At 55.4% G+C, this 2,614-nt stretch carries 3 protein-coding genes; 2 read left to right on the forward strand and 1 reads right to left on the reverse strand.

Annotated features, from left to right (window positions below; all coding sequences use genetic code 11):
* Positions 1–108: 108 nt before the first annotated feature.
* Positions 109–750 (reverse strand): hypothetical protein, encoded by a 642-nt coding sequence (locus LAP85_29790; protein MBZ5500602.1) that lies wholly within the window; start codon positions 748–750, stop codon positions 109–111.
* 495 nt (positions 751–1,245) lie between these two features.
* Between LAP85_29790 and LAP85_29795 the strand changes: the two genes are divergently transcribed.
* The gene (locus LAP85_29795) at positions 1,246–1,551 is read left to right on the forward strand and encodes a hypothetical protein (GenBank protein ID MBZ5500603.1); all 306 of its coding nucleotides are present in this window, start codon (positions 1,246–1,248) and stop codon (positions 1,549–1,551) included.
* The gene (locus LAP85_29800) at positions 1,496–2,290 is read left to right on the forward strand and encodes an ISL3 family transposase (GenBank protein ID MBZ5500604.1); all 795 of its coding nucleotides are present in this window, start codon (positions 1,496–1,498) and stop codon (positions 2,288–2,290) included. Before LAP85_29795 ends, LAP85_29800 begins: the two co-directional genes overlap by 56 nt.
* Positions 2,291–2,614: the final 324 nt, after the last annotated feature.

The raw sequence follows: 2,614 nt of genomic DNA on the forward strand, positions 1-2,614 counted from the left end.
AACTCACAGTCCACACCGCGAGTGACGCAAAATTACATTCTGCAATCTGACATGTTCGACTGACTGGCGGATCGCTGCATAAGGCAGCTCCAGGGCGACAATATGCCTTCAAACCGCAATTCTCGGACGGACTCCTAGAGCCAGGCCACCGCTGACATCTTTGTCGCTGGCGTCGAAGAGATATTCAAACTGCGCCACCGGATTCGCGTTTGGCTTGCTGGAATCAAACTGGTTGGCAATGATACTGGTGCTGCAGTGTTCGTGGCCCGGCGCATTCCACTCCAAGCCCTGGATGACCGGTTTGGACAAGAGTGCCCCGGCATACATCACATCCCAGAAGGAATAATCCCGGATCACTTGCCACCGCCACATATTCGCGCCAAAGTTATTCCCCGAGTTGGCATCACCCAGAATAGTGCCGGCCAGGTATTTGGACCACGGTATACCGCCATTTACATCGTAGGGACCATTTATGGTTAATGGCCCGCGCGCGTCGGAACCGGAGGCGCCGCCATGCTCGCTGTTCGCCCACCAATCGAGACCGAACTGATTGTTTTTGTACATGACGGTCTTCATCGAGTTGGAGCCGTCAGTGTAGGTTGTGTGCTGATGAAAGTCACCCGCCACCCAACCCTCTTGGTAATCCTTGTCAGCCCAGGTTGAGCCTGCCAGACAGACAGCACCGATGCAGACTGCCAGCGCCGCCATAACGAATGATCGTCTGTAATTTGACTCCTTCAGATGTTTCATTCATTCACCTTTCATTGATATTTTGGTTGAAGGTTCTGCCCAACACCCCTTCAGTGTCGAGCAGGAGGAGTGTCGCACATGAATTTTGAAAGCTAATAAATGTTGCGTGAAGAAACCGCAAATGCAGGGGGCTTCCGTCCTGCGGAATTAACTGAACCTTGGCGCACTATTAATCCGAATTATTCGTGAAGCAGAACCAAACGCCGGTGAAAGGCACAAGGCCTCTTCTCCAAAGTGAGTGGGTGATTTTCCGACTCTAATCTCGTGAAACGCTTGATGGACGTGGTTTTTCGCGTTTTTCTGGCCCGAGGAAACGTGGCATGATTTGGGAATGCGTCCAGATCGAAGACTCCACGACATTTTGCCCCCAGTCTACCGTCCGAGGGATTTTCGGCGACCCCAAGGCCCGCATTGTTCGACTCTCGCGGCGGGGGAAAAAACGATTTGCGGTGTCTGCGGCACGTCCCATCGTGCCTTCTACGACCACAAAATGGTATGGCGCGCGATCTTTCCTGCGGGGACACGCGCATCTATCTGGAGATCGAAGTGCGGCGCGGGTGGTGCCGGAGTTGCGGCAAGGTGAAACGAGAAGAACTGTCCTGGTTGGCCGACAATCCGTTCTACACCAAGCGATTTGCCTTCTTCGTCGGCCGCCGTTGCCGGGCTTCGACCATTCGAGATGTTGCCCGGGAATTGCATCTGGACTGGAAACTGGAAAACGGTCAAGGAGCTCGACAAGCAGTACATGCAAGAACAGTTGCGCCGGATCGGGACGCCGGGTCCGAGAATCATAGGCATTGATGAAGTCTCCATCCGCAAGGGACACACCTACCGCATTGTCGTCAGCGATCTGGTCCGTCAACGCCCGATCTGGTTTGGAGGCAGGGACCGTTCCGAAGAGAGCATGGATCAGTTCTACCAGTGGCTGGGAGCCAAGAACAGCCGGCGGATTCAATTGGCCGTGATGGACATGTGGAAACCTTTCAGGAACTCGACGGGGAGGCATGCGCCGCAGGCGAAGATTCTCTTTGATAAATTCCATGTCATGCGCCATCTGGGAGACGCGCTGGACCAGGTGCGCAAGAGCGAATACGCCCGGCTTACGGGCAAGAGCCGCGAGTTCATCAAGGGTCAGAAGTACACGCTGCTGTCGCATCGGGAAAACCTGACACTCGATGGCCGCAGGTCCCTGAAAAGGTTGCTCGAGGCCAACAAGCGGCTCAACACGGCCTACGTGCTGAAGGAATCCTTCGGTCAGTTGTGGGACTACGAGAAAGAAGGTTGGGCGAGACGATTCATGGAGAACTGGAGAGCCGCTTTGAAGTGGCAGCGGCTGCGACCTTACGAAGATTTCGCTCTGATGATCATTCGCCACTGGGACGGGATCGCCGCCTACTGCGAGCTCGAGAACAAGGTGTCTCTGGGCTTCGTGGAAGGATTGAACAACAAGATTCGGGTTCTGCAAAGACGAGCCTACGGGTTGCGCGATGAGGAGTATTTGCGGCTGAAGGTCCTCACTTGCATGCTCCCGGAGATTTGAGGCGGCGGATCTCCGTGCCGAGAGAGTTCCAAGGGGGTCGACGTGCAAAGCGCCTTTCCCTTCACCACCCCCTCCTCCAAGAGCGCTCTTGGGGGCGCCGCAAAGCCCCCCCAATTGGCATTGGGGCTTTGCGGCGCCGTAGTGAGGAATTGCAAGCGATGGGGCCCGGGCAGGCGCAGTGCCAAATGCACTTTGTTTGGCGCGAAGCCTGCGGCCCCCAGCTTGCAAAAGATTTAACCGCCGAGGCACTGGTAAGGAAACTCATTGGAAGATCAAAGAGTGGATTACGACCGAAAAGTTACCCACTCACTTTGGAGAAGACCC

This window comes from Terriglobia bacterium (genome assembly GCA_020072565.1).
GTDB lineage: Bacteria > Acidobacteriota > UBA6911 > UBA6911 > UBA6911 > JAFNAG01.